This is a genomic window from Ruegeria sp. HKCCA0235A (genome assembly GCF_013033235.1).
GTDB lineage: Bacteria > Pseudomonadota > Alphaproteobacteria > Rhodobacterales > Rhodobacteraceae > Ruegeria.
In genome coordinates this window covers 44,683-70,747 of record NZ_WQDQ01000007.1, presented here as the reverse complement: position 1 = coordinate 70,747, position 26,065 = coordinate 44,683, and the positions used below count along the sequence as shown (strand labels likewise).

General features: G+C 57.8%; 26 protein-coding genes and 2 tRNA genes. 17 read left to right on the top strand and 11 right to left on the bottom strand.

Annotation, left to right across the window (positions count from 1 at the left end; all coding sequences use genetic code 11):
• Nucleotides 1-69: 69 nt before the first annotated feature.
• From GOW56_RS13310 to GOW56_RS13295, 4 genes are read left to right on the top strand one after another with little or no spacing between them, the layout of a single operon-like run.
• On the top strand, nucleotides 70-780 hold the full coding sequence (locus tag GOW56_RS13310; RefSeq protein ID WP_171118563.1) for a GntR family transcriptional regulator: 711 nt from the start codon (nucleotides 70-72) through the stop codon (nucleotides 778-780).
• A gap of 7 nt (nucleotides 781-787) precedes the next feature.
• On the top strand, nucleotides 788-1,705 hold the full coding sequence (locus GOW56_RS13305) for a dihydrodipicolinate synthase family protein (RefSeq protein WP_171206192.1): 918 nt from the start codon (nucleotides 788-790) through the stop codon (nucleotides 1,703-1,705).
• A 5-nt stretch (nucleotides 1,706-1,710) separates the two neighbouring features.
• On the top strand, nucleotides 1,711-3,207 hold the full coding sequence (locus GOW56_RS13300) for an aldehyde dehydrogenase (protein ID WP_171206191.1): 1,497 nt from the start codon (nucleotides 1,711-1,713) through the stop codon (nucleotides 3,205-3,207).
• Nucleotides 3,204-4,544: an FAD-binding oxidoreductase gene (locus GOW56_RS13295; protein ID WP_171206190.1), complete on the top strand. Its 1,341-nt coding sequence runs from the start codon at nucleotides 3,204-3,206 to the stop codon at nucleotides 4,542-4,544. The genes GOW56_RS13300 and GOW56_RS13295 overlap by 4 nt, the downstream gene beginning before the upstream one ends.
• A 10-nt stretch (nucleotides 4,545-4,554) precedes the next feature.
• Here the strand turns inward: GOW56_RS13295 and GOW56_RS13290 are convergent, their stop codons facing one another.
• The 4 genes from GOW56_RS13290 to GOW56_RS13275 all read right to left on the bottom strand — a co-directional run bounded on the left by GOW56_RS13290 (nucleotide 4,555) and on the right by GOW56_RS13275 (nucleotide 8,755).
• Nucleotides 4,555-5,289, bottom strand: coding sequence for an SDR family NAD(P)-dependent oxidoreductase (locus tag GOW56_RS13290; protein WP_171206189.1), 735 nt, complete (start codon nucleotides 5,287-5,289; stop codon nucleotides 4,555-4,557).
• Nucleotides 5,286-6,017 (bottom strand): SDR family NAD(P)-dependent oxidoreductase, encoded by a 732-nt coding sequence (locus tag GOW56_RS13285; RefSeq protein WP_171206296.1) that lies wholly within the window; start codon nucleotides 6,015-6,017, stop codon nucleotides 5,286-5,288. Before GOW56_RS13285 ends, GOW56_RS13290 begins: the two co-directional genes overlap by 4 nt.
• 14 nt (nucleotides 6,018-6,031) lie before the next feature.
• A complete protein-coding gene (locus GOW56_RS13280; RefSeq protein ID WP_171206188.1) occupies nucleotides 6,032-7,135 on the bottom strand; it encodes a mandelate racemase/muconate lactonizing enzyme family protein in 1,104 nt (367 codons plus the stop codon).
• A gap of 72 nt (nucleotides 7,136-7,207) precedes the next feature.
• Nucleotides 7,208-8,755 (bottom strand): trimethylamine methyltransferase family protein, encoded by a 1,548-nt coding sequence (locus GOW56_RS13275; protein ID WP_171206187.1) that lies wholly within the window; start codon nucleotides 8,753-8,755, stop codon nucleotides 7,208-7,210.
• A 226-nt stretch (nucleotides 8,756-8,981) separates the two neighbouring features.
• Between GOW56_RS13275 and GOW56_RS13270 the strand changes: the two genes are divergently transcribed.
• The 4 genes from GOW56_RS13270 to GOW56_RS13255 all read left to right on the top strand — a co-directional run bounded on the left by GOW56_RS13270 (nucleotide 8,982) and on the right by GOW56_RS13255 (nucleotide 11,905).
• Nucleotides 8,982-10,454 carry an NAD(P)/FAD-dependent oxidoreductase gene (locus GOW56_RS13270; protein WP_171206186.1) on the top strand — a complete coding sequence of 491 codons (1,473 nt, stop codon included), beginning with the start codon at nucleotides 8,982-8,984 and terminating at the stop codon, nucleotides 10,452-10,454.
• Nucleotides 10,455-11,441, top strand: a complete 987-nt coding sequence (locus GOW56_RS13265) for an alpha/beta fold hydrolase (RefSeq protein WP_171206185.1) — start codon at nucleotides 10,455-10,457, stop codon at nucleotides 11,439-11,441.
• 72 nt (nucleotides 11,442-11,513) lie between these two features.
• A tRNA-Met gene (locus GOW56_RS13260) sits at nucleotides 11,514-11,590 on the top strand.
• A gap of 108 nt (nucleotides 11,591-11,698) precedes the next feature.
• Nucleotides 11,699-11,905, top strand: coding sequence for a hypothetical protein (locus tag GOW56_RS13255; protein WP_171118545.1), 207 nt, complete (start codon nucleotides 11,699-11,701; stop codon nucleotides 11,903-11,905).
• Between the two features lie 560 nt (nucleotides 11,906-12,465).
• On the opposite strand, the gene GOW56_RS13250 is transcribed toward GOW56_RS13255, so the two are convergent.
• Nucleotides 12,466-13,083: a DUF4329 domain-containing protein gene (locus tag GOW56_RS13250; RefSeq protein ID WP_171206184.1), complete on the bottom strand. Its 618-nt coding sequence runs from the start codon at nucleotides 13,081-13,083 to the stop codon at nucleotides 12,466-12,468.
• An 880-nt stretch (nucleotides 13,084-13,963) separates the two neighbouring features.
• Between GOW56_RS13250 and GOW56_RS13245 the strand changes: the two genes are divergently transcribed.
• Nucleotides 13,964-14,721, top strand: a protein-coding gene (locus GOW56_RS13245) for an IS5 family transposase (protein WP_171206183.1) whose coding sequence is annotated in 2 segments (ribosomal slippage) — nucleotides 13,964-14,285 and nucleotides 14,285-14,721 — 759 coding nt in all. Because the reading frame shifts where the segments join, the coding sequence is not laid out codon by codon here.
• Between the two features lie 285 nt (nucleotides 14,722-15,006).
• Here GOW56_RS13245 and GOW56_RS13240 read toward each other — a convergent pair.
• A complete protein-coding gene (locus GOW56_RS13240; protein ID WP_171206182.1) occupies nucleotides 15,007-16,326 on the bottom strand; it encodes a hypothetical protein in 1,320 nt (439 codons plus the stop codon).
• 344 nt (nucleotides 16,327-16,670) lie between these two features.
• Nucleotides 16,671-16,922, bottom strand: a complete 252-nt coding sequence (locus tag GOW56_RS13235; RefSeq protein ID WP_171206181.1) for a hypothetical protein — start codon at nucleotides 16,920-16,922, stop codon at nucleotides 16,671-16,673.
• Nucleotides 16,923-17,342: 420 nt separating this feature from the next.
• On the opposite strand from GOW56_RS13235, the gene GOW56_RS13230 reads away from it, so the two are divergent.
• On the top strand, nucleotides 17,343-19,058 hold the full coding sequence (locus GOW56_RS13230) for an adenylate/guanylate cyclase domain-containing protein (RefSeq protein ID WP_254447225.1): 1,716 nt from the start codon (nucleotides 17,343-17,345) through the stop codon (nucleotides 19,056-19,058).
• A gap of 323 nt (nucleotides 19,059-19,381) precedes the next feature.
• Here GOW56_RS13230 and GOW56_RS13225 read toward each other — a convergent pair whose 3' ends face one another.
• The 4 genes from GOW56_RS13225 to GOW56_RS13210 all read right to left on the bottom strand — a co-directional run bounded on the left by GOW56_RS13225 (nucleotide 19,382) and on the right by GOW56_RS13210 (nucleotide 21,158).
• A complete protein-coding gene (locus GOW56_RS13225; RefSeq protein ID WP_171206180.1) occupies nucleotides 19,382-19,651 on the bottom strand; it encodes an HlyU family transcriptional regulator in 270 nt (89 codons plus the stop codon).
• A 432-nt stretch (nucleotides 19,652-20,083) separates the two neighbouring features.
• Nucleotides 20,084-20,686 carry a hypothetical protein gene (locus tag GOW56_RS22110; RefSeq protein ID WP_171206179.1) on the bottom strand — a complete coding sequence of 201 codons (603 nt, stop codon included), beginning with the start codon at nucleotides 20,684-20,686 and terminating at the stop codon, nucleotides 20,084-20,086.
• Between the two features lie 9 nt (nucleotides 20,687-20,695).
• Nucleotides 20,696-21,004 carry a DUF6538 domain-containing protein gene (locus tag GOW56_RS13215; RefSeq protein ID WP_171206178.1) on the bottom strand — a complete coding sequence of 103 codons (309 nt, stop codon included), beginning with the start codon at nucleotides 21,002-21,004 and terminating at the stop codon, nucleotides 20,696-20,698.
• Nucleotides 21,005-21,083: 79 nt separating this feature from the next.
• Nucleotides 21,084-21,158 (bottom strand) — tRNA-Thr (locus tag GOW56_RS13210).
• An 83-nt stretch (nucleotides 21,159-21,241) separates the two neighbouring features.
• On the opposite strand from GOW56_RS13210, the gene GOW56_RS13205 reads away from it, so the two are divergent.
• The 7 genes from GOW56_RS13205 (at nucleotide 21,242) to GOW56_RS13175 (ending at nucleotide 26,064) form a co-directional block, all read left to right on the top strand.
• Nucleotides 21,242-21,397, top strand: coding sequence for a hypothetical protein (locus GOW56_RS13205; RefSeq protein WP_171206177.1), 156 nt, complete (start codon nucleotides 21,242-21,244; stop codon nucleotides 21,395-21,397).
• Nucleotides 21,398-21,403: 6 nt separating this feature from the next.
• Nucleotides 21,404-22,672 (top strand): UDP-N-acetylglucosamine 1-carboxyvinyltransferase, encoded by a 1,269-nt coding sequence (gene murA, locus GOW56_RS13200; protein WP_152458871.1) that lies wholly within the window; start codon nucleotides 21,404-21,406, stop codon nucleotides 22,670-22,672.
• Entirely contained in the window at nucleotides 22,669-23,145 is a 477-nt protein-coding gene (locus GOW56_RS13195; protein ID WP_171206176.1) for a DUF2948 family protein, read from the top strand. Before murA ends, GOW56_RS13195 begins: the two co-directional genes overlap by 4 nt.
• On the top strand, nucleotides 23,146-23,667 hold the full coding sequence (locus tag GOW56_RS13190) for a GNAT family N-acetyltransferase (RefSeq protein ID WP_171206175.1): 522 nt from the start codon (nucleotides 23,146-23,148) through the stop codon (nucleotides 23,665-23,667).
• Between the two features lie 61 nt (nucleotides 23,668-23,728).
• Nucleotides 23,729-25,030, top strand: coding sequence for a histidinol dehydrogenase (gene hisD / locus GOW56_RS13185; protein WP_171206174.1), 1,302 nt, complete (start codon nucleotides 23,729-23,731; stop codon nucleotides 25,028-25,030).
• A gap of 98 nt (nucleotides 25,031-25,128) precedes the next feature.
• Nucleotides 25,129-25,608 (top strand): UPF0262 family protein, encoded by a 480-nt coding sequence (locus GOW56_RS13180; RefSeq protein WP_171168754.1) that lies wholly within the window; start codon nucleotides 25,129-25,131, stop codon nucleotides 25,606-25,608.
• Between the two features lie 3 nt (nucleotides 25,609-25,611).
• Nucleotides 25,612-26,064: a low molecular weight phosphatase family protein gene (locus GOW56_RS13175; RefSeq protein WP_171118521.1), complete on the top strand. Its 453-nt coding sequence runs from the start codon at nucleotides 25,612-25,614 to the stop codon at nucleotides 26,062-26,064.
• Nucleotide 26,065 lies beyond the last annotated feature (1 nt).

Sequence of the window (26,065 nt, the reverse complement as noted above, 5' to 3'; positions counted from 1 at the left end):
TATGGAATACAAAACCGTGACCGCACGCGATTCGACCGCGTTCGCCGAACAGAAGGATGAGGCCAAAGCATGAAAGACGAAGCCAAGTCTCGAAAAAGCGCGCTGAGAGAGCACCTGAGAGTGTCCATCCTTACGCTGCGCCTGCGCCCGGGCGCGGATCTGGACGAGGCGCATTTGTCAGAGGAATTCGGCTTGTCGCGCACGCCGCTGCGCGAGGTGTTTCGACAGTTGGCTGGCGAAGGCTATCTGGATCTGCGGACAAACCGCAGCGCCCGGGTTTCCGAGATGTCCTACACCACCTTGCGCGACTTCTTCCTTGCCGCGCCCATGGTATACGGAGCGATCCTGCGTTTGGCGGCTTTGAATGCGTCGAACGCCCAGATCAATGATTTGAAAGAGGCCCAGCAGGCGTTCAAGGCGGCCCTTCGGTCCGGGTCCGGCGAGGACCGAGCCTTGGCCAACAACCGCTTTCATGACGTGACCGGCGAAATGTCCGGCAATGTCTACCTGCTGCCGTCGTTCAACCGGCTGCTGATCGATCACGCCCGGATCGGCATGACGTTTTATCGGCCACAGACCGGTGAAATGTCGGAAAACCTGTCGCTGGCCAGCCAACAGCATGATGCGATCATCGCAGCCATCGAGGCGCGCGATGAGGCGACGGCGGCCAGGCTGGCGGAAGATCACTGGAACCTGTCACGCGATCAGATCGAGATGTTCGTGATGCCTGACGCGCTGGATGTCCCGATGGGAATCCCGCCCCTTTCGAAACCTGCATGAGGACGGAATGAACCCGATTTTCAAGTTTGAGGGGATCTATACCCCTGTGGTCACGCCTTATCACGACGATGGCAGCGTGAATTGGGACGCCTTGTCCGACGTGATCGAATACCTGATCGAGAATGGCGTGCATGGCCTGATCTCGGGTGGTTCGACCGGCGAGAACTATGCCCAGACCGTCCACGAACGTGTCGAACTGGCCCGGTTCACGCATGAGCAGTTGAAGGGCCGATTGCCATTGGTGGTTGGCACAGGCGCGATGCTGACGCCGGATTCGATTGCCCTTGCCGCCGGCGCGCGCGAAATCGGCGCCGATGCGATCCTGCTGGCCAGCCCGCCGTATTCGGTGCCGACTGATCGGGAAAACGCGCTGAATGCGCTGGCCATCGACAAGGCCGCTGATCTGCCTGTTATGCTGTACAACTACCCGCACCGCACCGGTACGATGATGGGCGAAGAGTTCCTTGACCGTGTGGGCCGCAGCCGCAACTTCTGCGGCATCAAGGAAAGCTCGGGCGATATCAACCGGGTGCATTTGCTGGCCCGCGACTATCCGCATATCCAGCTTGGTTGCGGAATGGACGATCAGGCGCTCGAATTCTTTGCCTGGGGTGCGCCGTTCTGGGTGTGCGGCGGGTCGAACTTCCTGCCTGCCGAACATGTGGCTCTGTATCAGGCCTGCGTGGTCGAAGGGAATTTCAACAAAGGCCGCCGGATCATGTCTGCGATGATGCCGCTGATGCGGGTACTGGAACAGGGTGGCAAGTTCATCCAGACCATCAAGCATGGCGTCACCATGAATGGAATTGATGCCGGCGCTATGCGGCCTCCGCTGAAGGGCCTGAACAAGGACGACAAACGCGCGCTGGAACAGGTCACGCGCGTGCTGAAAAAGACAATCGCCGACATCGTGGCGGAAGGGTAAGAGACATGGATCTGCTGACACAGGACGAATACAAATCCATCGCCGCAGGCCTGACCCTGCCGTCCGGGGCGTTCATCGACGGAGCATTCCGCCCGGCGATCTCGGGTGAGACGTTTGCAACCGTGAACCCGGCCACCGGCGACAAGCTTGCCGATATCGCATCCTGCGGTGCAGCGGATGTGGATTTTGCGGTCGAAAAGGCGCGTGAGGCCTTCGACGATGGCCGCTGGTCGAAACTGCACCCGTCCGAGCGCAAGGACGTGCTGATCCGGCTGGCCAAGCTGATGACCCGCAATGCCCGCGAACTGGCGGTGATGGAAAGCCTCGACAGTGGCAAGACCATCTATGACTGCGAAACCGTGGACGTGCCGGAAACCATCCACTGTCTGAAATGGCATGCCGAGGCGATCGACAAGATCTACGATCAGGTCTCACCTGCCAGCGACGACCATATCGCCATGGTCGTGCGTGAGCCGATCGGCGTCGTGGGGCTGGTACTGCCGTGGAACTTCCCCCTGCTGATGCTGGCGTGGAAGATCGGGCCTGCCTTGGCGGCGGGATGTTCAGTGGTTGTGAAACCCGCGGCTGAAACCTCGCTGACCGCGCTGCGTATGGCCGAACTGGCGATGGAGGCTGGCCTTCCCCGCGGCGTGCTGAACATCGTACCGGGTGGCGGTGCCGACGTGGGCGAACCCATCGGGCGGCACATGGATATCGACATGGTGTCCTTCACCGGCTCGACGGTGACGGGCAAACGGTTCCTGACCTATTCGGCGGAAAGCAACGCCAAGGAAGTGGTGCTTGAGATGGGAGGTAAGAACCCTGCCATCGTCATGGACGACGCCGAAAACCTCGACCGGGTGGCGGCGCATGTGGTGAACGGTGCGTTCTGGAACATGGGCGAGAACTGCTCGGCCTCGTCGCGCCTGATCGTGCACAAAGACGTGAAAGCCGAACTGCTGGACCGCATCGCGCATCACGCCAAACAGTGGAACATCGGCGACCCGCTGGATCCTGAAACCCGCATGGGCGCGCTGGTCAGCGAAGGGCATTATAACAAGGTCTGCGGATATCTCGATCAGGCTGAAAAGGTGGTGATCGGTGGCAAGGCCGATAAAGGCTTTGTCGAGGCCACCGTCGTTGAAGTGCCTGGCAACGACTCGACTTTGGCGCGCGAGGAGATCTTCGGCCCGGTCCTGTCGGTAATCGAAGTGTCGGGCTTTGACGAGGCCATCAAGATAGCCAATGACACCGACTATGGCTTGTGTGCCTCGATCTTCACCGCCAACGCCAAACGGGCCATTCGCGGCGCACGGGCCATCCGGGCGGGCACCGTGACCGTAAACAGCTTTGGCGAAGGCGACATCACCACGCCGTTTGGCGGGTTCAAGCAATCGGGCTTTGGCGGGCGCGACAACTCGATCCATGCGCATGATCAGTACACCCAGCTGAAAACCATCTGGATCGATCTTGCAGACGATGCCGACGAGGCTGTGGATTGACACGATACGAGGCCAAAAGACTGCCGCGGCAGACCGGTCCGGCGGGGTGGAATGCCATCCTGCCGCCCCAGGACCCTCTGCCGGTGCTCGAACAGGACCTGACCGCCGACATCACCATCGTCGGCGGAGGGTTTGCCGGGCTGACGGCGACGCGGCGGTTGCACCAACTGGACCCTTCGCTGAAGATCGCCCTGTTGGAAGCGGGCCGATTTGCCGATGGCTCGGCGGGGCGGAATTCGGGGTTCATGATCGACCTGCCGCATGATCTGGCCTCGGACAATTACGCAGGCGATGGGCTGGAAGCGGATCGCGCCGCCATTGCCCTGAACCGCAAGGCCATCGCTTTCGCGACCGAGGTCGCCGCCGATTGCGACCTGCCGCAGGAAATGTTCGACCCTTGCGGAAAATACAATGCTGCTGCCACACGGGCAGGAGACGCCCATAACCGCGCCTTCGCCGAGCATCTGACCAAACTGGGTGAGCCGCACACGCTGTATGACCAAAAGCAGATGCAAGAGATCACGGGCAGCCCGCATTATGTTTCGGGGCTGTTTGCGCCGGGGACGGTGATGATCCAGCCCGCAGCCTATGTACGGGCGTTGTCGGGCCAACTGGCTGGCCAAGTTAACGTATTCGAGAACTCACCAGTCGTCAGCTTTGAAAAGCAGGGTGCAGGCTGGGTGGTCAACACCGCCAAGGCCAAAGTCAGCACCGGGCGGATCGTTCTGGCCAACAATGGCCATCTGGAAAGCTTCGGATTTTACCAACGGCAATTGATGCATATCTGCCTTTACGCCTCGATCACGACCTCGCTGACCGAGGCACAGATCAAGACACTGGGCGGGCAACCGCGCTGGTCGGTCACCCCGGCGGATCCGATGGGCACCTCGGTCCGGCGTATTTCGGGCAGCTACGGGGATCGCATTTTGATCCGCACCGGATCCAGTTTTCACCCGACGATCGAAACCAGCCGGATGCGGTTGCGCAATGCCGGCTGGGTGCATGACCGGAAGTTCCGGGAACGCTTTCCGCATCTGTCGGATGTCCGGATGGAGCATCGCTGGGCCGGGATGCTATGCCTCAGCCGCAACGGATCCGCAGCGTTCGGCGAATTGGAAGACGGTGTGTTCTCGGCCTGCTGTCAGAACGGCCTGGGCATCGCCCGAGGCACCCTGCAAGGCATGGGCATCGCAGAGCTGGCGCTGCAAGGCGGATCAGAGATCGCGGATCACTTTCTGGCGCAGCCGGACCTTCCGCGATTGCCGCCCGAGCCTTTCGCCTCGCTTGGGGCGAACAGCTATCTGATCTGGAAAGAATGGCGGTCCGGCAAGGAATGACGTGTGGGCGTCAGGGCAAGCTCAGCTTGGCCATGCGCCCACCGTCCACCGTATAGACCTGCCCGGTGATGAAACCCGCATCCCCGGACGCCAGAAACGCGACGAGCGCGGCAACTTCTTCAGACCGCCCTGTTCGGGCCACCGGGTGGATCTTGGCGATGTCGCGACGGAATGCGGACGGGTCGGGCATGGATTCGATGAAATCCTCGTTCAATTCGGTATCGATCCAACCGGGCGCGACGGCGTTGCAGCGGATACCTTCGCCCCCGTGATCCACGGCTACGGCGCGGGTCAGGCCGTGCAAGCCTGCCTTTGATGCGCAATAGGCGGCGTGACCGGGATTGCTGCCCAGGCCTTCGATGGACCCGATGTTGACGATAGCGCCCTTTGTGTCGCGCAGATGCGGCAGCGCGGCCTTGATCATCAGGAACGGGGCGGTCAGGTTCACCGTCAGGTTGAGATGCCAGTCCTCAACGCTCATTTCCTCGACCGAGGCTTCCTGCATCATGCCGGCGTTGTTGACCAGCACGTCCAGACGCCCGGCTTTCGCGATCACTTCGCCGACCACCTGCGCGGGGCTGTCGGGAAGCGTGAAATCCGCAGCGATGCCGTGGAATTCGGTGTCCTCACCACGTTGGGCGGTAAAGACCCGTGCGCCTTCGTCGTGCAAACGCCGGGCAATGGCCTTGCCGATGCCGCTGCGCCCGCCGGTGACCAGCGCCACCTTTCCATCGAACCGCCTCATGATACCGGTTTCCCTCCGTTGACCTCGACGAGCGTGCCGCAAACATAACGCGACGCGTCCGAGACAAGGAACATGATGACATCGGCGATGTCCTCGGGCTCGGCGATCCGGCCCAGCGGCACGGTCCGGCCCAGTTCGGCCACGGCTGTATCGGGGTCAAAGCCGCGCTTTTCAAAGCCTGATCGCAGCATCGGGGTATTCACCTCGTTCGGGCAAACGGCGTTGATGCGGATACCCTGATGGGCGTGATCCATGCCCATGCACTGGGTCAGGGACGCGATGGCCGCCTTGGTCATGCAATAGACCGCATGATTGGGGCCGGGGCGCAGCCCCCAGCAGGACGCGGTGTTGACGATGGCCCCGCCGCCAGCGTCCGCCATGATCGGAATTGCCGCACGACAAATGCGGAACGGGGCTTCGACATTGACACCCAATGACAGAGACCAATCCGCATCAGTCGTATCCGTGACCGACCCGCGCGTGATGACGCCCGCATTGTTGATCACGATGTCAAGCCCGCCCAATGCAGACGCGGCTGCGCCGGGCAGCTGGTCTGCATATTCGGGAACAAGCAGATCACCGGGCAGATATGCCTCGGCCTCGATGGCATCGACAGCCCGGTCGGCGACGGCGACCCGCGCCCCGGCGTTGCGCAGGCGTTGAACGATTGACGCCCCGATGCCGCCAGCCGCGCCAGTGACCAGAGCCGATTTTCCTTTCAGGTTCATAACGTCATCCATTTTTAGAATGATGCGACAGGTGTGCCGAGCAGGCTTTCATCAGGAACCACGCCCAGCCCCGGCCCGGTTGGCAGCGCGATATGCCCGCCCTCGATCCGGATGCCGTTTTCAGGATCGTAGTTGCCTTCGATATATGGCGCAGCCAGCCAGACGCCTTCCAGCAGGTCGGGCCGAACGGTTGCACCGATATGGGTGCATGCAGCGGCGATGATATCCCCGCCCCAGCTGTCATCGCAGGTATGGGGCAGGTTGCTCGCCTCGCAGATGTCGCGGAAGGCGCGCATCGGATGCAGGCCGCCGATGCGGGTGACCTTCATGCCGAACCCGTCGACCAGACCGGTGCCCGCAGCCGAGATCACGGTGTTCAGGCTGGTGCTGTTTTCATCCATATAGATGCCATGCGTGACCTGAGGCCGGATCTTCCTGAGATCTTCGATTGTGTTGCAAGGCTGTTCCATGATGAAGGGGATTTCGGGGCACTCGCGGCTGACCCGCAGGGCGTCTCGTGTGGTCCAGCCCCGGTTGCCGTCAACGGCCAGACGCATACCCGATCCTTTGACCACGTCCCAAACCTTTCGAATGGTTTCGATGTTGATCTCGACCGGGCGGCCTCCGACCTTGATTTGCAGACGCGGGTAGCCTTCGGCCATTTTCTCGGCAGCCAGTTTCGCGATGTCGTCGGGTGCACCGACGCCCGTGGCAAAATAGGACGGCACCTTGTCCGAAACCGCTCCGCCCAGTAAATCGGAAACCGGAACGCCCAAATGTTTGCCAAGCAGGTCGTGCACCGCAATGTCGATGGCGGCCTTGGCATAACCATGACCGTTCAACAGCCCATCCATCCGGCGATGCAAGGCCAGAGGCAGGACCTCTGTTCCGATCAGGCCCGGGGCCATTTCGACCAGAGCGGCGCGCGCCCCGGCGGCGTGCGCCTCGGCATAGGTCGGGCCAACCGGGCAGGTCTCGCCCCAGCCGATCAGACCGTTGTCCGACACGATTTTGACCAGCGTGGTATCCAGCGCCCAGACCTGAGCGTTGGCCATAGTATAGGGTCCGTTTTTGACCGGCAGGTCGTGGCTGTAGATATGCAGTTCGGCGATCTTCATCTTGGCTTACGTGTCTTGACCGGAAAAAAGGGCCCACCCGGATGACGGGTGGGCAAGTACGGGGAGTGTGGATCAGTATGTTTGGTTCAACTCGTCCGCCGCCGGGATTTCCCTTTCGCGGCGGGCGATATAGTCCAGAAGGGCCTCGTTCCTGGCCTCGTCCAGCTTTGGTTCTTCATATTCGGCCAATAGTTTCTGTGCATGTTTCAGGGCGCGTTCGGTGATCTCAACTTCGCCTTCGGCGACCCATTGTTCGATCGAGTTGTTGTCGAACAGCTCCGGCATAAAGAACGCGGTTTGAAAGTTGTCCTGCGTGTGCGGATGACCCAGATAATGCCCGCCGGGCCCCACATCCGGAACCGCTGCCAGGGCCTGATCGAAATCGTGCCACTTTGGACCTTCCGCCATCCGGTAAGCCATCGCGCATTGTTCGGCGTCGACGATGAACTTGGCGACCGAACAATGCATGCCCGCCTCGTTCCAGCCTGCCGAATGCCAGATATAGTTGGCCCCGGCGTGAATGACCGCGCTGAGCGTCGTGGCGGATTCGTACCCGGCCTGTGCATCAAAGGTCTTGGCCCCACCCAGAGTGTTCGAAGTGCGCCACGGTACGTCGTAAAAGCGCGCCATCTGGCCGATCATGAAGTTCATAAGGCTGATCTCGGGCGTGCCGGCCATCGGCGCGCCGGATTTCATCGAAACGGTCGACAGGTAATGCCCCCAGATCGCAGGACAGCCCTTGCGGATCACCTGCGTATAGGCCAGCGCCGAAAGCGCCTCGGCGGTCAGCTGCGCCACGGTCGCGGGCACCGATGCCGGGGTGTTTGCGCCACCCAGCACAAAGGGCGAGCACAGAACCGGCTGATTGCGGCGGCAGAAGGCCCGCATCGCACCCAGCATGGTTTCGTCCCACACCAGAGGGCTGTTGCCGTTGCAGTTGCCGGTGGTGACCGGATGATCGTCAATGAACCCTTCGCCGAACAGGATATCGCACATATCCATCACATCCTCGGCATTCCTGGGCGAAGTGGTCATGCCCATGAAGGTCTTGTCCGAGTATTTCATCGACGAATAGGTGATGCGCAGGTGCCGCTGGCTGATCGGGTGGTCGTAGGGCTCGACAATGTGATGGGCCGAGCTGTGCAGCGCCGGCATCATGTGCGACAGCTTGTGGAACATCCCCAGATCATCCAGCGTCGGGTTGCGGCGTACATCGTCCAGATCGCGCAGGAATGGCGCGCCGGTCATCGGCACGAAAATCGCGTGCTTGCCCCCCAGCGCCAGGTTCTTTTTCGGATCGCGCGCATGATAGGTGAACTGCGCCGGAATGGTCGAGATCAGCTCGCGCACCATATTGCGGTCCAGATAGACCAGTTCGCCGTCAACCTTGGCACCGGCTTTTTTCCAGTCTTCCAGCGCGATGGGGTCGCGGAACTGAACGCCGACATTTTCCAGAATGTCCATCGCCGCATTGTCGATGCGTTCGACCTGGGTTGCGTCCATGACTTCGCAAACGGGAATGCCTCGGGTCAGGCCCGGCAGCATGTCAAAATTTGGAGCGGTGCGTTGGGCTCGGCGGGCAGAACGTCCGCCGGAACGCGTGGCAGTGCGAGTGGTCAAGGGGCAATCCTCCAATTTTGAAACAAACTGACGGATTCGCGGCGCAACCACCTCTCTGATTGCGATATGTGCTTGCAATAAGCGACACGGGTCATTCCAAATAGTTTTGTCCCTGCGTAACGAAAAGACGCCGGGTCATTGTTACCTGTGTGACCTACTTCACAGCCAGGCAAGTGCATACATCTGCAACAGATAAACGCAGGGTTGTTTCAGAAGGCACTCACTCATGCACAACAAAACAGAGATGCTGATCGTCGGCGCCGGGTTTGCCGGGCTGACGATGGCGCTTGAGGCACGCAAGCGCGGTATCAAGGATATCGCGATTTTGGAGAAGGCCGATGATATCGGGGGGACATGGCGCGAAAATACCTATCCCGGTGTCGCCTGTGATGTGCCGTCGCATCTGTATTCCATGGCGACCCATCTCAACCCGCATTGGAGCCGCGCCTATGCCGGTGGCGCGGAAATTCAGGCTTATCTGCAAAAAGTCGCGCGTCAGGAAGGGTTGTATGACCTGTGCCATTTCCGGCAGGAGCTGAAATCGGCCAGGTGGGATGGAACGCGCTGGCAAGTTGAAACGATGGATGGCCAGTACTGGTCGGCGCGGTTTCTGGTCTCGGCCATTGGCGCACTTCATTATCCCAGCATCCCGGGTATCCCCGGTGCCGACGGTTTTTCGGGGCCCAGTTTCCACTCGGCCGAATGGAATCACGATGTCGATCTGACCGGCAAGCGCGTGGCGGTCGTTGGAACCGGCGCATCCGCCGTTCAGTTTGTACCCGAGATCGCCAAGATTGCAGACCACGTCACGATCTTTCAGCGCAGTGCGCCTTACGTGATGCCGCGCCCGGACGGTCCGATTGCGCCCTGGGTGCGCAGCCTTTACGCCCGGTTTCCCATTTTGCCCCGCATTCGGCGCAAGCTGATATTCATGATCTTCGAATTTCGCCACCGCGTGTTTCGCGGTGAGGAACGCGCGGTGAATTTTGCCTTGAACATGTGGCGAAAGGCATTGGAGCGCGCCATCACCGATCCGGCCGAACGGCGGATTCTGACCCCCGACTACCGGATCGGCTGCAAACGTATCCTGAGTTCGAACGATTGGTACCCGACCCTGGCCCGCGACAATGTCAGCGTTGTTCCGAAGGGCGTCGCTCGACTCGAAGGTGACACGGTCATCGCGGCGGATGGCACCCGGACCAAGGCGGATGTCTTGATCTGGGGCACCGGGTTTCACGTAACCGACGTTGTCGAGCGTCTGGACATTACCGTTACGGACGGGCTGACGCTGCGCTCTGCCTGGTCGGATGGCATGTGCGCGCATCTGGGTACCGCAGTTGCGGGTTTTCCAAATTTCTTCCTGCTTCTGGGGCCGCATACCGGGCTGGGGCACAACTCGGTCGTGCTGATGATCGAGGCCCAGGTTGGCCATATCGGCCGGGTCCTGAGCGAGATGCAGCGCGAAGGGTTGTCCGCAATCACTCCTGACGCCGCAAAACAGGCGGCGTTCACGCGGGAAATGCACAGCCGCCACGCGGACGGCGTCTGGCAGGCCGGAGGTTGTACATCCTGGTACATGGATGCGGAAGGCCGAAACACGACCTTGTGGCCCGGCACCGTTGCCGAGTTTCAGAAACGCATGGCACAATCAGGGTTGGAGCAATACAGACCCGCCGCCCTTGGCAATGGAGAAAACTGAATGACAACCGTTCTGATCGTAATCGCCGTTTTTGTCGCCTTCCTGTTTGTCATGAACCTGTGGACACGGAAGATTACCCGCCGCGGTCTTGAAACCGTGCCGCAGCTGGGTCAGATCACACCCGTTCATGGCGGCAGCATCCACTATGTGGAAAAGGGAAACCCCGAGGCGCAGACAATCGTCATGATCCACGGCCTGGCTGGGCAGTTGCAGCACTTTACCTATGCGCTGGTGGATCTTCTGGCCGACGATTACCACGTTATCGCGCTGGACCGGCCGGGATGCGGGTATTCAACGCGCGATACGGCCGAGCTGGCGCAATTGCCCCACCAGGCAGGCATGATTGCCGAGTTTCTGGACAAAAAAGGCGTGGACCGCGCCGTTCTGGTCGGCCATTCACTGGGGGGCGCGGTTTCACTGGCGATGGCACTGGACCACCCGGCCCGGGTCGCCGGTCTGGCGCTGCTGGCGCCGCTGACGCATAAACTGCCCGAAACCCCGGCGATCTTCAAACCGCTCGAGATCCGCTCCGAATGGATGCGCAGCCTGATCGGCAACACGCTCGCCGTTCCCCTTGCGTCCAAAACCGCGCCGCACACGTTAAGTGCCGCGTTTGACCCGGAAACCCCGCCTGATGACTTTCTGGACCGGGCAGGTGGCGCGCTTGGCCTGCGACCTTCCGCCTTTGTCACGGCCTCTCAGGACGTTGCCGGCGTCGATGCCAGTATCAACGCGCAGGTCGCGCGCTATCCGAATCTGACCGTCCCAGGGGGCATCTTGTATGGCCGCCAGGACGCGATACTGTCGCCGCCGCTGCACGGGCCGACAATGACCGAGTTCGGGCTGAGTTACGAAGAGCTGGACGGGTTCGGCCACATGATTCCGATCACAGAGCCCGAAATCTGCGCCGCCTTCATCCGCAGGATGACCGAAGCGACCACATCCCCCCTGACTTCCTTGCAGGACAAGCCATCAGAGCAGGCGTGAAAGAAATCTTGAGGTTGGTTGATTTCCCTCTTGACCCTCCCGGGCCCCTCGCTTAAATCGCCTCTCACTCAAGGCGGAGTAGCTCAGTTGGTTAGAGCAGCGGAATCATAATCCGCGTGTCGGGGGTTCAAGTCCCTCCTCCGCTACCAAATCTCTCAAGTCCAACATCTGATTTCAGAAGCAATTCATGTTCTGTCTTTAGGTTGCCCTGCCATCATTACCACCACTTGGGTTTTCAAAACCAATTGGAAGGAAAAATGATTCAAAATGGATCACTTAAGGAATCCAGTAGCGTAGTGCTCGGTGTGGATTATCAAGCTGCTGGTTTGGCGGTAGCGCTGGACAACGCGATTTTCCTCGACAACTGCAAGCTGCAAGACGTACACCTCCAAGCTTTAGAGGCCTCGGACGGCATAGAAAAAGCGTTGTACAGATCCACAGACGTGCTCCTCGACCAGATCTGATCTCTCGATCTGGCAATCTATTGGACAATGACAACTGGTGAACGTCCACAACTGGTGAAGAACGGACATAAGAAAGAGCCGGGACAGAGCCAAGTATAACTCGCGGCGATCTATGAATGAGCACAAGTTTTGTCGGCCCATTATCCGTGCGGCAGGACTTATTGAAGTTTTTCATTGCTGAGATTGACGCAGCCGCTGCGAAATTTCACTTTGTCGGCGTTTTCCCTTTTCACCCAGCGGAACTGAACGTCCGAACTGCGCCGTCTGCGACTTGCTGCGCGAGGATCGAAGAAAATGTCGCAAAGGCAGCTAGTGACCCATCCCGCCTTACACACAGCACTTCGGATGGGTGGGACGCCAACATAGCTTCAGTTTCCTCAACGATGGTGATTGGCCTTCAGTCTTCGCAAGAGCAAGAAGACCGAGTGTTATCAGCGCAGGAAAACCCGAGGGGAAAAGAACCGTTCACGCGAGTGTCAACCGCTCTCTTCCTCGGATTCTCTCACTTGTAGTCTTCAGTAACGTAGCAAGGTAACGGTTTCGCGGGTTCTTTTCCCCAACTAGTTACTCTCGTATTCGAGAAGATCTTCATAAGAGTAAACCGATGAGATTTCCCCTTCCAAACCCGGAACGAAACCAGGGTCTTTTGGCAAACACCCTATATCGCAGATTTGTCTCACTTCCATTCGCTCCGTATCGACGTACCACAAACGTCCACCCGGAGTTGACACAAAGCCGTCGATGCCCTCGTCTTCATCGGCCTCAATGTCTGCAACGCTTGGAACTTCCGAACTATATTCCGGGTCGAACCTCCCGTGCGTGTGGTAAGATAAAACAAGCACCAAACCATTTTCTGCTTGATCCCAAACGCAGCTTTTGTTGTCGCCACGTTGAGCAGGAGTAGCAACAAGTTTCCCGGCTGGGTCATATGCAAGGTAGCCGCAATACTCTGTGTCATTGTTGAAAGAAATACCCTGTAGGCTAGACAGTGTCGCTTTCGCTACGCTGATTTCTTCCTGTGATTGGGCCAGGGTGGCCGCGGGTGGCCAGAGTATCAAGACAACTAAAGTATAGCGAAGGCGGCGTGCGGCTTCACATTTGCCTTCTGCGAGACCAAGTTGACGAGCCGTAAAAAGAAGGCAAAGTCCTGACAACGCAATAATGCTAAACTCAATCATGTTTTGCTCCTTATTATGAACTTATTAAAGCAGCGCTAACGCTGTAGGGATAGCCTGAAGAAAGGTGCCGACTGCGACCAAGGCAATCCATCCATCGCTGTTGCAAACTCCTGGACGTCCTTTTGTGCCTTCCCTGTGTTTTCCAGTCCGCCTTATCGTTCGACACTAATCTATCTGCGTTGTCTTCGGTCGCTTGGGCCGCTGCGTGTACAGCGAATAAGCCGCTCTACCTGCCGCTATCAACGTTACCGTGGAACCAAACAACGTTAACAACTGCGACCTGTTTCAACCATGAATCTCAAGCCGTTCCGCTCCGTTAGTCTTTTCGAAAGAACCGGTGCAGCAGCATAGGCAAACAACACCCAACACAACCAATTGCTCGCAACCTGTGCGTTTCAGGGGCAGCCGAACAAAAAACCGCGATGAAGGCGAATGCGAGCAGACAAACAAACGCGGCCACCCAAAAAACATCAAGTAAATCCTGCATCTAAGTTGCTCCAATTCTTTGCAAACGGAAGTACTATGCCAATGATCCGGTCTGTCGTGCTGCGCAAAGTGTTTGCAAGATTGATCCGATCGGCCAGCAGCGGCGTACACCTGTCACCCCGAACACTTGCCCCGCGCTTGCTCCTATCCCTCAGCAGCGCGGGTTTTTTCTTGCCTGCGGCGCTACGACACGGGGCCGGTTCAGGCCACAACGCTACATCCGATTTACTACCACCCTTCGGGGGGCCCGCGTTGCTCTTGTCCCCTCTAGCTTGCTTGCAGCGCGGGTCTATTTCAGGCGTGATGTGAACTTGAAGTATTGAATTGTTTAGGGTCAGGACCCATTGATTGCCGCTCATGTGAATGATTCACCGGCGGAAATAAGAGTGGTGACATGTCTGATCTTTTCTGGCTGAGCGACGTGCAGATGGCGCGTCTGGAACCTTATTTCCCGAAGTCCCACGGCAAACCTCGTGTCGATGACAGGCGGGTCCTGAGCGGGATAATCTTCATCAATCGTAATGGCTTACGCTGGCGGGATGCGCCGAAGGAGTATGGGCCTCACAAGACTTTATACAATCGCTGGAAGCGATGGAGCGACAAGGGTGTCTTTGCCCGGATCATGGCGGGCCTGGCGGCGGAGCACGGGGAGAAGAAGACGGCCATGATCGACGCGACCTACTTGAAGGCATACCGAACAGCGACCAGCATGGGCGTCAAAAAGGGGGGCGCGGACGCCTGATCGGCCGCACCAAGGGCGGTATGAACACCAAGTTGCATGCCGTCTGCGACAGTCAGGGACGTCCGCTCAACCTCTTTGTGACCGCAGGGCAGGCCAGCGACTACATCGGTGCGCGGGCGCTGCTCGGCAGCCTGCCGGATGTCGATTGGCTGCTCGGGGACCGCGGCTATGATGCCGACTGGTTCAGAGAAGCGTTGAAAGACAAAGGGATACGCGCATGTATCCCCGGCCGGAAGCAGCGCAAGAAAACCGTCAGATACGACAAGCGTCGCTACAAGCGCCGCAACCGTATCGAGATCATGTTCGGAAGGCTCAAGGATTGGCGGCGCGTGGCCACCCGATACGACCGCTGTCCGAAGGTCTTCCTGTCAGCCATCGCCCTCGCTGCAATCGTATTGTTCTGGCTATGAAACAAGAACGAGTCCTGACCCTAGACAGCCAGCCTGTCGCTTAGGCCCTCTCCATTAATCACCAAGGTCTCTATCGCCCAAACTCTCTGGGTCCGGTATGCCTCCGGCGTGACCCAGATTTTCTCGATTTCGGTTAAGCAGTCTCCAAATCTCTTGGCCGGTTTTCGGTTCAAAGCGAAAGACCCCAGTTTTGAATAGCAGAATTACGCAGTTCATCCTTTGGCAAACCACCAGCACACAAGGAAATCACATCAAACTCACGGTCGCCAAATACCCGAAGTCAAATCACTCGTCATTGCCCGTGCTGGACCTAGTAAGCAGGCGTTCTCGGATGGTGCGCCAAGAGTCTGGAACAAGAAACGCAGTTCCGTTGGGAGTTAAATTGTAAATCCGGTACATTAACGCCCTAGGATTCCCTACTGATTTGCGAGCGACTAAATCGAATGCAGCTGGTTCATTGAGCGCTACGCCCTCGTCACCAACGTGAGGCACAGTCAAGAAGTTGTGCGCAATTTCGTGGGAAACTAAGGTGCCGAACGAATTGTCCATTGGAGGGTCCACGTTCAGAGTAACACCCGCGATGCTCCCGTTCGGTCCAGATTGGGCACTTCCGCCAAGCGGCATTTCTCCGGGTTGCTGAGTGCGTATTGTCAGGACATGCTCGGCCCGATCCGGCCTGCCAGCAGCAGACTGCTCCTGGTTGAATTCGGCCAGGCGCTGCGCAACGGGAGTCCGATCAGGCCACGCGAAATCAATTGGTATCGGCTCAATTCGGTAGCGCAGCCCGGCTTCCTGATCCCCATCCAGAGGCGCCAAACCTGATCGAATAGGAAAAATTCGAGACAAGTCCTCCAGAGCCTGAAATAGAATTTCCCATTTCTCTGCAGGAAAGGGAAAGATCTCAACGACAACAAGAATTCGCAGATCCTTCGTCGGATGAAACTGTGGTTGCCCAAGAGACTTTTCGCCGACAAGAGTACCGTTGCGATAAAGCCGTGCAGTAAAACGATACCGTCCAGGCTTTGAGATTTCCCGACCGCGGATATAGAAGTTGATATTGTCGTCTTCGGAGAAACTCTTGGTATCATTTGAGAATACGCCATCACCAATATCACCTGGAATAACTGTTGTCCCAGATGGGCCGGAAATCTCAAGTTCGGCATAATCAATCCGGGCTGGATTGAAGGGCAACGAATGGATTGGAAGGGAATTCAGATCAAATCCGAGGGCTTTAGACGAATAGTCAGAATCCGCGTCATCCAAAAGTTCTGATGCCATAACAACTACGGGTGGGCGGCGACCAACAAATATTCTTGCAAGAGTATCTTTACCCGCGACAAGCTCGTAACCGGGGATACCTTGAGTCACCTCAGAACCGAAATCTGACATATCCGCCGGAACTTGCGGCAATGGGGGCCCGCTCTCTTCACACGCCTTAAGAGCCTCCCTTTTTCGCTGAAGCAGTGACAGCGACTGCTTTCTAAATCGAAAAAGCGCAGACTTTTGTATTGGGTCAACAGTGTTTTGAATCTGAATATCGAGAAGTTCAATACTTTGCTCAAGCGTCTCAATTTCATCCCGAATACTTTGACAATGCGCAGACATGCGGCCACCTGAGGAGGTTAGTGTTGAGTAGAACTTGTTCAGAAAATTACTCTAGCACGAAAACCAAAAAAGAGACGAATCTGGTTGGTCGAGAAATGTACTTGCAGGTATAATTCGTTTGTTTGGCAAGTTTAACGCAATGAAAAATAAGCCAAAACGAAAACTTCCCGAAAGACAGGCCTTTGTAGCAGGCACAACGCGTGGAGCGTGATAAAGGTATTTTCTGTACGATCCGGATCCAAGGAGCAGGCATTAGAGGCAGGCTTTTGCTGCGGTTTCAAACTGTTTGCGGTTCTTCGAGCCAGAGAAACGAAAATCCGTTTAACTCCAGATTTGAATGTCCTTCAAACACCTAAAAAATGATTGATGAGTCCTCCACTACGCCGCTTGAGCAGCTTGGTGGCTTCTGCTGCTGCGAATTCAAACTCCTTCCCGACCGGCTTGCCAGATGCGTTGAGTTCGCGACGTTCTCGATTGCAGGCGCGGATGAACCCATCGATGCAGGTTGGCTTTGACAACTCTTTTCCTCGTTCCCCTGGCAGGGCGCGCCCGATCTTGTCGATGCAAACCTTCCCATTGTTTTTTGCAGGAGCCACTCTCTTCGGTCGTCGAGCAACGGATGGCCGTCACCGTCAGGATCAGTTTGTCCAAGGTCTGATTTGAAACTGCGCGTCTCAGCCGTTCGCTTTCATTCTTAAGCGGCTCCGGTTCTTTCTATTGATCAACACCCATTCCACTGTTCTTGTTGATTCAGCGGTGGTGGGGCTGTTAAGCGCCGACAATCTGCCTGATTGCATCAAGACGGGACATGCCATGCCCCAGATTCCTCAATGCAACCATGGACCAGATCAGTTGGGTAGGCTCAGTCAACTACGACAAACTATTCCAAACAGCGGCCGTTCAGAAAATTATAGATTGGAACAGGTTTGCCCACAAAGTGGCCGGTTGGCGTTTGTGCAGAGTCTCTAAAAACAAGATGTCTTTTCCATGCAACGCGTTATGCGTTACGAATAGACATGAACGGAGACCGCAGACTTTCCGCAGTACTCTCGGCCGATGTAGTAAACTACTCGGGCCAAATAAAGGCGGATGAGAACAGAACTCTCAGTGAACTCCGTGTCCTGCGTCGAAAGATATTCGATCCATTGGTCAGTGATCATCGCGGCAATATCGTAAAGAGGATGGGCGATGGATGGATCGTCGAGTTTAGTTCGGTCTCGGACGCCGTGCGATGCGCCCTCGATCTACAAAGCCAAGTGTCCGCTCAGTCTTCGCTGAAACTGCGAGTGGGCGTTCATCTGGGAGATATCGTTTTTGACGAAGATGACATTTTCGGCGATGGGATCAATTTAGCCTCGCGGCTACAGGAGGCTTCCGACGAAGAGGCTGTGTTGATCTCCGATGTCGTCCATCGCAGCCTTGATGAGAGGCTCGCTGAGCAATTTCAACGCGCCGGAGAACGGCAGTTCAAGAATGCCCTGTCACCTGTCGAAGTATTCCAATGGTCGCCACCTGGCTCCGCCCCACCGCGAGTGACGCCAGCCAGTCACTCGAAGTCATTGCTGATCGGCGTTCTACCCTTTGACAATCTTTCTTCTGACCCCGATCAGGAATTCTTTGCAGATGGCATTACCGAAGAGATAATTACCACTCTGTCAAAACTCCCGAACTTACTGGTCGTCGCGCGCAACTCTACGTTCGTCTACAAGGGGCGTTCGGTAGACGTAAAACAAGTTGGACTGGAGCAGGGCGTCGATCTTGTTCTCGAGGGAAGTGTCCGCCAAAGCGGTAGTCGTGTGCGAATTACCGCGCAGCTCATCGATGCGAAGTCCGGAATGCACACTTGGGCAGACCGGTTTGATCGCCTGATAGAAGACGTATTCGAGGTTCAGGATGAAATTGCCCTGAGAATTGCGACTGAACTTCAAGTCGAATTACTGGCGGGCGAGATGGCCCGTTTCAGAGGTTCGGGTACTAAACATCTGGATGCCTGGACTGCTCAGCTGCAAGCTGTGGAAGCCTCGCGCAGAATAACTAAGGAAGCACAGGCTGACGCTCGTCGGTTTGCTCGACAGGCAATTTCCCTGGATCCCGGCTACTCCGCGCCATATTGCACTTTGGGGTTCATTTGTACTGTCGAAGCAAGGCACGGTTTTGTAGCAGACCGAAATGCGGCGCTGGCAGAGGCCCGCGACTGCGCTCGACGTGCTCTGGAGATAGACAGCTACAACCCAGAGGCTCACGCAATTGCGGGTTTCGCGGATGCAATCGACGGTAAACTGGAATCTGCTATCGGGAAGTTCAACAAGGCACTGCAGCTAAATCCAAACCACGCTGATGTGGCTGCAAGGCTGTCGATTACATTGGCATTCAATGGGCAGGCAAAAGAAGCGATCCGCGTGGCGCGGCAAGCCATTACTCTCAACCCTCACTATCCCGGCTGGTATGCTGGCGTTCTGGGTTTGGCACTTCGGCTCGACGGTCAATACGAGGAAGCCAAGAAGGCATTCACCGAATATGGTCAAAGAGTTGAAGGCTTTGGGCATCTCGACCTCGTTATCGTACATATGGAAACGGGTAACGTTGAGGGCGCTCGAGATGAGGCGCGGAATGTGATGAAATACCGCCCTCAGTTTTCCATATCAGACTGGGCAAAAACCCAGCTTTTCTCTGATGCAGAACGATTGGAGAAAGACTGCGCGTCTCTGCGTTTGGCCGGCTTGCCCGAATAAGTGCCGCGCGGATTTCCGGTAAAGCGATTTTTCCTGGAAAGTGACACCCAACGCATCGGCTATGGGTTCGAAGCTAAAGCCCGACAAATATGACCGATCTTCCGCTCTGGGGAAAACCTGCATTCCAGTGTTTTACGCAATTGCCTGCTTTATGCGCTTTGCGATGGCAGCTAACAAAATAACAGGGCAGATAAACTGCTGCACAAAGACTTCTTCGCCGAACAAAGTTTGACAAATGATAACCTATGGAATGCGTTCAGAATTATACGCATAAGCATGCTCATCGGTTCCGCTCGTAGATCAGGCTTCAAGCTAGGACCTCCCTAGCTGAAAATGCTGTCGCCTTGCTCATCAATGACCTGTTTCGCCTTTGCTATACTAAAGCTTTCGGCCTGATCCCGAGTGTCGAAGACATCCGCCCTGATCACCGTATGTGTCTTTCGATCTCCGTCGATGGTCTTTTCGATACGGGCCATCAGGCGAAATTTGCTGCCCTCGGCCATCAGGTCGGGGAATATCTCGAACCCTTTGTAAGAAACCGGATCCGGCTTGGACTTCTCAACGCCGCCGAAGAGTTTTGAGAAGAGGGACATCGGGTGGCTCCTTTCAGCGTTGTTCAGGGCAGAGACTAGCGCCGCTCAAGGCCGGAGTGAAGGGCGTTGCACGGTCAGGTCACTGGTTCCAGGGTTCGGAAGCGCGCACCGTTCAGAGTCACAATGCCCCAAAAAAAGCGGCGAAGGATCCGCCCTTGAAAAATAACGGCAAACACCGCGCTTGCGTTTCAACAAACCAGCCTACATGTCAGTTTCCCCGATTTACCGATTTGACCTCTCTGAGATGGCATCCGAGCATTAGGAGGCTTGGCCAGAGCAAATAGGTCTGAATCTCAACGTTTTCTCCAAAAGTAAGGAGGATAATGATAAGCAGTAGTCCCAGCGGAAGCTTGCCACGTTCACACTTTATTGCGTCCAGCGTGACGACCCAGAAATGAACTGACAAAGGCACAAGGAACGCTGTAAATCCCGTCAGCCCTTTGACGAATAACAGCCCATACCAAGTGTGGTGACTGCCGATCGGCATGTATTCAACAAGATGCGCTCCGGGTCTGACTGTGCCATGCCCGAAAACCATTGCATCCGATTGCCACCGTTCATAGGCAATGCGCTGCAGAGTTTCGCGCACGCGGGTACTGAGCCTCCCCAACTGAACGGGTCCACCGTTATGTTTAGGAAACGGAGGACTGAGAATGGCAAACAAGCGACCGAAGCGTGCTTCTTCTGGGCGAAGTCATCGACCGTTGCAGGTGCCTTTCCGTTGCTCAAGTGGTCTTTCTTCCACCGTTCAAAAAGGCTGGTGAGTGTAGGGCCTTCGATTGCCACTTTTGGCGAGGCTGTGGGTTCCCACTCAGGGAAGCGCGTAGCCTGAGGGTCTGGGGTGAAATCGCCTTCCGCTCTCTTCAACTGCTGGCTAGCCGCCTGCGTCCAAGACCGGTGAACTTCACGTAGCAATCGCGCACGCGTCGGTTCGTCTATAGCAATACCTTCTTCCGCCAGTATCTCGTCAGCGACCACACCGTACCATTTTTCCATACCGCCTTCGACAGCTTCCGCCTGTTGGCTCAGGCGCAAAACCTGTTCTCATATCGCAGGTTCACCCGGTTCATTTTCTAGCATTTCCATCAGGTGGAAATACACGCGACCAGACAGAGCAACGATCTTTTTCAAAGGGAGAGGTTCAGGCTTTGCCCTAAAGGACGCCCATCGCTTTTGAATTTTCCTGTATTCAGCCGCAAATCTCTCTTTGGCCTCTGATGGGTCTCTGGTGCGTAGTGACTTTGACACCTCGGCACGGCCAACGATTCCTTTCAGGTCCGCCGGAACGCGCACCCTCACGTAGTAGATTCCGCTTTTTTTGTCTTTGACTGGTGTAGGCATGGCAAGGGTCACTGTGTAGGGCTCCTGTGTAGGAGTCTGCAAGTGCAAGCCGTTGGTTTGGCGTAAGTTTTTGATGAATATGAGGAAATCATGGTGCTGCTGGAGAGAATTGAACTCTCGACCTCTCCCTTACCAAGGGAGTGCTCTACCTCTGAGCTACAGCAGCGCTGTGGGCGGGTGATTAGACTCAAACGAAACGCGGCGCAAGGGTGTCTGGACGGTTTTTTTCACCTCCTGTAGAGAAAGATCATGACGAATAAAAATTCACCCAAAAAACAAGGCAAATCCGGGGATGCGCGCGAAGAGCGGCTGAAAGCGGCGCTGAAGGCCAATATGGCCCGGCGCAAGGCGCAGGCCAAGGCGCGGGCGGCCTCTGGGGACAAGGCCGACAAGGACAAGGGATAAGAGCAGATGGATTCGATTCTGGTAACGGGCAACGGCCCGCTGAATGGTCAGATACCGATTGCGGGGGCCAAGAACGCGTGTCTGACGCTGATGCCTGCGACCTTGCTGAGCGAAGAACCGCTGACGCTGACGAACGCACCACGCCTAAGCGACATCAAGACCATGACCGCTCTGCTGCAATCGCTGGGGGCCGAGGTGTCGTCGCTGCAAGATGGTCAGGTGATCGCGATGTCGAGCCACAGTCTGACCAGCCAAACGGCGGATTATGACATCGTGCGCAAGATGCGTGCCTCGAATCTGGTGCTGGGTCCCTTGCTGGCGCGGTTCGGGCAGGCGGTTGTTTCTCTGCCCGGTGGCTGCGCGATTGGTGCCCGTCCAATGGACTTGCATGTGGAAGGGCTCGAGGCGCTGGGCGCCGAGATCGAGCTGAAGGACGGCTATCTGCATGCCAAGGCTCCGGGCGGCCTGAAAGGGGCGGTGCACGAGATGCGCTTTGCCTCGGTCGGGGCCACCGAAAACATCGTCATGGCGGCGACGCTGGCCAAGGGCACCACGGTGCTCAAGAACGCCGCGCGCGAGCCCGAGATCGTCGATCTGGTCGAATGCCTGCGCAAGATGGGTGCGCAGATTTCGGGCGAGGGCAGCTCGACCATAGAAATTCAGGGCGTCGACCGGCTGCACGGTGCCACCCATCAGGTTGTCACCGACCGGATCGAACTGGGCACCTATATGCTGGCCCCGGCGATTTGCGGCGGCGAGGTCGAACTGCTGGGCGGGCGCATGGCGCTGGTTGAATCCTTTGCGGCCAAGCTTGACGCGGCGGGGGTCAGTGTCACCGAAACCCAAAACGGCTTGAAAGTGGCGCGCAAGAACGGCCGTGTGCAGGCTGTGGACGTGGTGACCGAACCGTTCCCGGGCTTCCCGACCGACCTTCAGGCGCAGATGATGGCGCTGATGTGCACCGCCGAAGGCACCTCGGTTTTGGAAGAGCGTATCTTCGAAAACCGCTTTATGCATGCCCCGGAACTTGTGCGCATGGGTGCGAATATCGAGGTGCACGGCGGCACCGCCACCGTCACGGGTGTCGAAACCCTGAAAGGCGCCCCAGTGATGGCGACGGATCTGCGGGCTTCGGTGTCGCTGATCCTTGCCGGATTGGCGGCAGAAGGTGAGACAACGGTAAGCCGGGTCTATCATTTGGACCGCGGATATGAACATGTGGTGCGCAAGCTGGAAGGCGTGGGCGCAAAAATCGAACGGATCAAGGGCGAATGACGGACGCAAGTTTTGAAGACGGGCGCGAAGCCCCGCTGAATCTGGGGGCTGAGGATGCAGAAGACCTGAAGGTGATCTCGACCCTCGTGCAGGATGCGGTTTTTCCCGTGACCGAGATGAAATGGCAACCGTCGCACCGCCGCTTTGGCCTGTTGCTGAACCGCTTTCGCTGGGAAGACAAGGATGCCGCCGCCCGCCGTGACCGCCCCTTTGAACGGGTGCAGTCGGTGCTGGTCTTTGATTCCGTTCTGTCCGTGGCCAGTCAGGGCATAGATCGCAGTGAGAAGGACATGGTCATGTCACTGCTGTCCGTCGAATTCGAACCCGGCGAGGATGGCGCGGGCCAGGTCTTGCTGACCCTGGCGGGAGACGGCGCGATCCGCCTGAAGGTCGAGGCGTTGGATGCCGCGCTCAGGGACGTCACGCGCCCATATCGGGCCCCATCCGGCCGGGCGCCGCAGCACCCCGAATAGATGCAGAACAAGCGCGGCATTTCTCAGGCGTTTTCAAATGTGCCCGAGGGTATTGCCCTACGTCCGGCGACTGTGTTCGATGTGTTCGACATCAGCCGAGTGCTGATCCGGTCGATCACGCAGCTTTGTGTGGCCGATCACAACAACGATCCCGACCATCTGGAACAATGGACCGCCAACAAGGACCCGGCGACCATCCGGGGCTGGTTCAAGCCGGGATCACAGATCTGGCTGGCCCAGCGTGAAGGGCAGGTGGCCGCAGTTGGTGGGTTGTTCGAAACCGGCAAGATCACCTTGCTCTATGTTGACCCGGAACACGTTGGCAGCGGGGTGGGGGCCGCGTTGCTCAACCGGCTGGAACGGCAACTGGCTGCGTGCGGCTGTACCGAGGTGCATCTGGACGGCACGAAGACGGCACGGGAATTCTATTTGCGCCACGGCTGGAAGGCCACTGGTCAATGTAGTGACCGTCAAGACCTGACCTGCTTTGCCATGCGCAAATCGCTGCACCCCCAGGGCTGAGGGTTGAGGCCGCGCCCCGTGGGCGATATGTCCCGTGGCGCAACGCCCGGAGTGCCAGATCATGCCCGTTTTCCTTGACGCCACATCACCCGATTTCGAAACCGCCTTTCAGTCCCTGCTGTCCGCCAAGCGCGAGGACAGCCCGGATGTGGACGCGGTCGTGGCGCAGATCATCGACGATGTCCGCAACCGGGGCGACGCGGCAGTCATTGAATTGACCGCGAAATTCGACCGGCTGGAGCTGACGCCCGAAACACTTGCCTTCAGCACGCAGGAGATCGCAGACGCGGTGGCGCAGGTCGGGGCCGAAGACCGCGCGGCGCTGGAACTGGCCGCCGCCCGAATCCGGGCCTATCACGAACGTCAGATGCCCAGCGACCAAAGCTGGACGGATGAGGCCGGTGCCACACTGGGTTGGCGCTGGTCGGCGGTCTCGGCCGCCGGGCTTTATGTGCCGGGCGGGCTGGCTTCATACCCGTCTTCGGTTTTGATGAATGCCATCCCGGCCAAGGTGGCGGGGGTTGAACGGCTGGCCATCGTTGTGCCCACGCCGGACGGGCAGTTGAATCCACTGGTTCTGCTGGCCGCGCAACTGTCGGGCGTCGACGAGGTTTATCGCATCGGCGGCGCGCAGGCCGTGGCGGCGCTGGCCTACGGCACCGACACCATCGCGCCGGTCGACAAGATCACGGGCCCGGGCAACGCCTTTGTCGCGGCGGCCAAACGCCGTGTCTTTGGCAAGGTCGGCATCGACATGATTGCGGGCCCATCGGAAATCCTGGTCATCGCCGACAAGGACAACGATCCCGACTGGATCGCGCTGGACCTGCTCAGCCAGGCCGAACACGACGAAAGCGCGCAGTCGATTCTGATCACGGATGATGCCGCTTTTGGCCAAAGCGTCGCGAAGGCGGTCGAAAAACGCCTCGAAACCTTGCAGCGCCGCGCCATCGCCGGGGCCAGCTGGCGCGACTTCGGCGCCATCATCACCGTCCGTGATCTGAACCAGGCTGCAATCCTGTCGAACCGTATCGCCCCGGAACATCTGGAGCTTTGCGTCGCAGACCCGGTGGCGCTGAGCGAAAAAACCATCCACGCCGGGGCCATCTTTCTGGGCCAGTACACGCCCGAAGCCATCGGCGATTATGTCAGCGGCCCCAACCACGTGCTTCCGACGGCCCGGTCCGCGCGGTTCTCGTCCGGGCTCAGCGTGATGGATTTCCTCAAACGCACCACGCTCAGCCGGATGACCCCCGAGGCCCTGCGCGCCATCGGGCCCGCCGCTGAACAGCTGGCGCAATCAGAAAGCCTCGAGGCGCACGGCCTGTCAGTCACGGCGCGTCTGAACCGCCTGAATGGCTGAAATGACGCAAAGACCGGACACATATGGCTCTTCTCTGCGTTGCCGACGGAATGCCGTTGATATAGGTCTGTGCTGACAAAAGGATTGTAGCCATAACGATGACCCGCATTTCGCATATCGAACTGGATGACCGAAACCTGCCGCCGCCGACCCCTGAGATCGAGCAGGAACGCAAGGTTGCCATCTATGATCTGCTGGAAGACAACAGCTTTTCGCTGCCCAATCGGGATGACCGCGTCATTCCTGATGGGCCTTACCACGTGCAACTGTCGATCCGCGACAAACGGCTGGTCTTTGATATCGCGACGGAAGAGGATGAAAAAGCCGCCGAATTTCACCTGTCGCTTGGCCCGTTCCGGCAGGTGGTCAAGGATTACTTCCAGATCTGCGAAAGCTATTTCGACGCGGTCAAGTCGCTGCCTCCCAGCCAGATCGAGACCATAGACATGGCCCGCCGCGGCATCCACAACGAAGGCAGCCGCGTGCTACAGGAACGGCTGGAGGGAAAGGCAGAAGTGGATACCGATACCGCCCGGCGCCTGTTCACGCTGATCTGCGTGCTGCATTTCGGGGGCTGACGGGTGAAGCCTCTGCCGCAGTCGGTCCTGTTCTGTTGCGACCACAACTCGGTTCGATCTCCGATGGCCGAGGGGCTGATGAAGAAGTTTTACGGCACGGGCACCTATGTGCAGTCCGCAGGCGTGCACAACGATCTGGAAATTGACGGGTTCTGCATCGCGGCTTGCCACGAGGTGGGTGTGGAACTGTCCCGTCACCGCTCGCGGTCCTTTGACGAGATGCAGGAATGGGGCGACGATCTAAGCTCGTTCGATCTGGTGGTGGCGCTTTCGCCCGCCAGTCAGCGCCGGGCGCTGGAACTGACCCGGGTTTTTCACCTCGATGTCGATTATTGGCCAATAATGGACCCTACCGGGTTGGGCGAGACCCGCGAAGAAAAGCTACATCACTACCGACAGACCCGCGATCAGATCATCAAACATCTGAAAGACCGCTGGGGCGAACCTACGGAGTGAC

What these genes read in the sequence shown, in the direction of transcription:
- GOW56_RS13250 (WP_171206184.1), bottom strand. Translation starts at nt 13,083, where the DNA reads ATGATTGAGTTTAGCATTATTGCGTTGTCAGGACTTTGCCTTCTTTTT.
- GOW56_RS13270 (WP_171206186.1), top strand. Translation starts at nt 8,982, where the DNA reads ATGCACAACAAAACAGAGATGCTGATCGTCGGCGCCGGGTTTGCCGGG.
- GOW56_RS13285 (WP_171206296.1), bottom strand. Translation starts at nt 6,017, where the DNA reads ATGAACCTGAAAGGAAAATCGGCTCTGGTCACTGGCGCGGCTGGCGGC.
- GOW56_RS13195 (WP_171206176.1), top strand. Translation starts at nt 22,669, where the DNA reads ATGACGGACGCAAGTTTTGAAGACGGGCGCGAAGCCCCGCTGAATCTG.
- GOW56_RS13205 (WP_171206177.1), top strand. Translation starts at nt 21,242, where the DNA reads ATGACGAATAAAAATTCACCCAAAAAACAAGGCAAATCCGGGGATGCG.
- murA (WP_152458871.1), top strand. Translation starts at nt 21,404, where the DNA reads ATGGATTCGATTCTGGTAACGGGCAACGGCCCGCTGAATGGTCAGATA.
- GOW56_RS13230 (WP_254447225.1), top strand. Translation starts at nt 17,343, where the DNA reads ATGAACGGAGACCGCAGACTTTCCGCAGTACTCTCGGCCGATGTAGTA.
- GOW56_RS13255 (WP_171118545.1), top strand. Translation starts at nt 11,699, where the DNA reads ATGATTCAAAATGGATCACTTAAGGAATCCAGTAGCGTAGTGCTCGGT.
- GOW56_RS13240 (WP_171206182.1), bottom strand. Translation starts at nt 16,326, where the DNA reads ATGTCTGCGCATTGTCAAAGTATTCGGGATGAAATTGAGACGCTTGAG.
- GOW56_RS13180 (WP_171168754.1), top strand. Translation starts at nt 25,129, where the DNA reads ATGACCCGCATTTCGCATATCGAACTGGATGACCGAAACCTGCCGCCG.
- GOW56_RS13190 (WP_171206175.1), top strand. Translation starts at nt 23,146, where the DNA reads ATGCAGAACAAGCGCGGCATTTCTCAGGCGTTTTCAAATGTGCCCGAG.
- GOW56_RS13310 (WP_171118563.1), top strand. Translation starts at nt 70, where the DNA reads ATGAAAGACGAAGCCAAGTCTCGAAAAAGCGCGCTGAGAGAGCACCTG.
- hisD (WP_171206174.1), top strand. Translation starts at nt 23,729, where the DNA reads ATGCCCGTTTTCCTTGACGCCACATCACCCGATTTCGAAACCGCCTTT.
- GOW56_RS13300 (WP_171206191.1), top strand. Translation starts at nt 1,711, where the DNA reads ATGGATCTGCTGACACAGGACGAATACAAATCCATCGCCGCAGGCCTG.
- GOW56_RS13290 (WP_171206189.1), bottom strand. Translation starts at nt 5,289, where the DNA reads ATGAGGCGGTTCGATGGAAAGGTGGCGCTGGTCACCGGCGGGCGCAGC.
- GOW56_RS13305 (WP_171206192.1), top strand. Translation starts at nt 788, where the DNA reads ATGAACCCGATTTTCAAGTTTGAGGGGATCTATACCCCTGTGGTCACG.
- GOW56_RS13225 (WP_171206180.1), bottom strand. Translation starts at nt 19,651, where the DNA reads ATGTCCCTCTTCTCAAAACTCTTCGGCGGCGTTGAGAAGTCCAAGCCG.
- GOW56_RS13265 (WP_171206185.1), top strand. Translation starts at nt 10,455, where the DNA reads ATGACAACCGTTCTGATCGTAATCGCCGTTTTTGTCGCCTTCCTGTTT.
- GOW56_RS13280 (WP_171206188.1), bottom strand. Translation starts at nt 7,135, where the DNA reads ATGAAGATCGCCGAACTGCATATCTACAGCCACGACCTGCCGGTCAAA.